The organism is Kineococcus indalonis, from assembly GCF_009906395.1.
GTDB classification, from domain to species: domain Bacteria; phylum Actinomycetota; class Actinomycetes; order Actinomycetales; family Kineococcaceae; genus Kineococcus; species Kineococcus indalonis.
This window is the reverse complement of the sequence record NZ_JAAALM010000529.1, coordinates 1-2,726: the sequence shown is the minus strand read 5'-3', so window position 1 is coordinate 2,726 and position 2,726 is coordinate 1. Positions and strand designations below refer to the sequence as shown.

General features: G+C 77.5%; 2 protein-coding genes. Both read right to left on the bottom strand.

The genetic code is table 11. The features are described 5' to 3' along the window. Window positions 1-106: 106 nt before the first annotated feature. The gene (gene otsB, locus GTR00_RS18455) at window positions 107-901 is read right to left on the bottom strand and encodes a trehalose-phosphatase (protein WP_205706160.1); all 795 of its coding nucleotides are present in this window, start codon (window positions 899-901) and stop codon (window positions 107-109) included. Then, window positions 898-2,355, bottom strand: a complete 1,458-nt coding sequence (locus tag GTR00_RS18450; protein WP_166613030.1) for an alpha,alpha-trehalose-phosphate synthase (UDP-forming) — start codon at window positions 2,353-2,355, stop codon at window positions 898-900. The genes otsB and GTR00_RS18450 overlap by 4 nt, the downstream gene beginning before the upstream one ends. Window positions 2,356-2,726: the final 371 nt, after the last annotated feature.

Sequence of the window (2,726 nt, the reverse complement as noted above, 5' to 3'; positions counted from 1 at the left end):
CGAGGGGGGCGGGGCGGGACGGCACGGCGGGACCTCCGGGACCTCCGGGACGGTGGGGGACCGGGTCCCATCGGCGCGCGCGGCGCCGAGCTGAGGCGCCCCGGGCTCAGCGCCCGCGCAGCCGCGCCAGGTGCGTGAGCAGCTCCGCGACGTCCTGCGGGGAGCCCACCCGCAGGGCCGCGGCGGTCTCACCCTCGCCGACCTTGACGGTCACGTCGCCGGCGGCGGGGGACAGGGCCGCGAAGGCGTCCTCGTCGGTGACGTCGTCGCCGGCGAAGAGCACCGCCTCCACGGGCGCGCCCGCCGCCGACAGCGCCTCGCGCAGCCGCCGCAGCCCGCCGCCCTTGCCGAGCTGGACCGCGCCCAGCTCCACGACCTCCTTGCCGCGCAGGGCGTGCACGCCCGGCAGCGCGCCCGGCCCCGCCAGCGCCAGCGCGGTCGCCTCCGCGGCCACCTCCCGCGCCGCGCGGCGCGTGTGCAGCACCGCCGACATCGGCTTGCGCTCCACGTGCACCCCCTCGCGCCCGGCGGCCAGCGCGTCCAGCTCCGCGCCCAGGCGCTCCAGCAGCGCGGCGCGCTCCGCGCTCAGCGCGGTGCCCCCGCCCGCGCCGTCCAGGGAGGACTGGGTGCCGTGCCCGCCGACGAGGACCACGCCCGCGGGCGGCTGCGCGCACGCCCGCAGGTCGTCCAGGGCGCGCCCGGACACCAGCGCCACGTCCGTCGTGGCCACCAGGCGCTCCAGCGCGGCCGCCGAGGCCGGCAGGGCGCGCGCCGCGGACGGCTCGTCCACGATGGGCGCCAGCACGCCGTCGAAGTCCAGCGCCACGAGCACCCGCCCGCGCGCCGCGAACCGCTCCAGCTCCGCGGCCAGGGCCGCGTCCAGCCCGGTGCCCGCGCTCACGCGGAGCGCTCCGCGCTGGCGGCCACCTCCGCCGCGGTGCCCCGCGGGTCGGGAGCGTGCTCGGCCAGCGCCTCCAGGAAGGAGGCCGCCCACCGCTGCACGTCGTGGTCGCCGACGCGGCGGCGCAGCGCGCGCATCCGCCGCGCGGCCTCGCGCGGGGACATCCGCAGCGCCCGCAGCACCGCGTCCTTCAGCCCGTCGATGTCGTGGGGGTTGACCATCAGGGCCTGCCCGCCCAGCTCGTCGGCGGCGCCGGTGAACTCGCTGAGCACCAGCACGCCGCGCTCGTCGTGGCGGGAGGCGACGTACTCCTTGGCCACGAGGTTCATCCCGTCGCGCAGCGCGGTGACGAGCATGACGTCGGCGGCCAGGTACAGCGCCGCCATCTCCTCGCGCCCGTAGGAGTGGTGCAGGTAGTGCACCGCGGTGTGCGCGATGGTCGAGTGCGTGCCGTTGACGCGCCCGACGGTCACCTCCACGTCCTGGCGCAGCTGCACGTACTGCTCCACCCGCTCGCGGCTGGGGGTGGCCACCTGCACCAGCGCGGCCTCCCCGGCGCTGATGCGCCCGTCGTCCAGCAGCTCCTCGAACGCCTTCAGGCGGTGCAGGATGCCCTTGGTGTAGTCCAGGCGGTCGATGCCCAGCAGCAGGTGCTCGGGGTCGCCGAGGTCGCGGCGGATCTCCGCCGCGCGGGCCTTGACGTCCTCGCGCTGGGCCAGCTCGTCCAGGGCGCGGAAGTCGATGGAGATGGGGAACGACGCCGCCCGCACCTCCCGGCCGCCCTCGGCGTCCAGGCGGATGCGCCCGGAGCGCGCCGGCAGGTTGCTGGCGCGGCGGCAGGCGCGCGCGAAGTTGCTCGCGTCCGCGGCGCGCTGGAAGCCGACCAGGTCCGCGCCCAGCAGCCCGTCGATGATCGCCTTGCGCCACGGCAGCTGCGCGAAGATCTCGAACGGCGGGAAGGGGATGTGGTTGAAGAACCCGATCTGCAGGTCCGGCCGGCGGGTGCGCAGCATCCGCGGCACCAGCTGCAGCTGGTAGTCCTGCACCCACACCGTGGCGCCGTGCGCGGCCTGCTCGGCGGCCGCCTCCGCGAAGCGCTCGTTGACGCGCACGTAGGAGTCCCACCAGCTGCGGTGGTAGCCGGGCGCGACGATCACGTCGTGGTACAGCGGCCACAGGGTGCCGTTGGAGAAGCCCTCGTAGTACTCCTCGACCTCGTCCTCGGACAGCGGGATCGGCACGCAGCGCACGCCCTCCGCGTCGAAGGGCTCGGGCGCCTCGCCGGCGGTGCCGGCCCAGCCCACCCACGCGCCGTCCTCGCGGCGCATGACGGGTTCGAGGGCGGTCACCAGGCCACCGGGGCTGCGTCGCCAGGACGCGGACCCGTCCGGTTCCTCCACGCGGTCCACGGGGAGCCGGTTGGCCACCACCACCAGGTCGTAGTCGCCGGGCATCGAGATGGTCCTCCTCGCAGGGTCGCTGCGGCGACCCTACCCGCAAGGTCACGGACGGACCCGTCCACGAACCGTCCACACCGCGTGCACCGCCCGTGCGCGGGGTGTGCGCGGGACCCCCGCGCGCCGCCGGCGGGGTGCCGGCGCACCCCGCCGGGAGCCCGCCGCGCCCTCGGCGGCGGGCCCCTCCTGCCGTACCGTGGGGGCGTGGTCACCCCCTTCCCGCGCACCCCCGGCGAGGCGCCGGCGCGCCCCGGGAGCGCCCGCGACGACCGCGACCACCACGACCACCACGACCACGGGGGTGGGCGAGACCACCGCGACGACCCCTGGGCCCCGGCCGGCGGCGCGCCGGCCGGGGCCCAGGGGTC

Excerpts from the sequence above, each read along its gene's own strand:
- GTR00_RS18450 (WP_166613030.1), bottom strand. The coding sequence starts at position 2,355 with ATGCCCGGCGACTACGACCTGGTGGTGGTGGCCAACCGGCTCCCCGTG.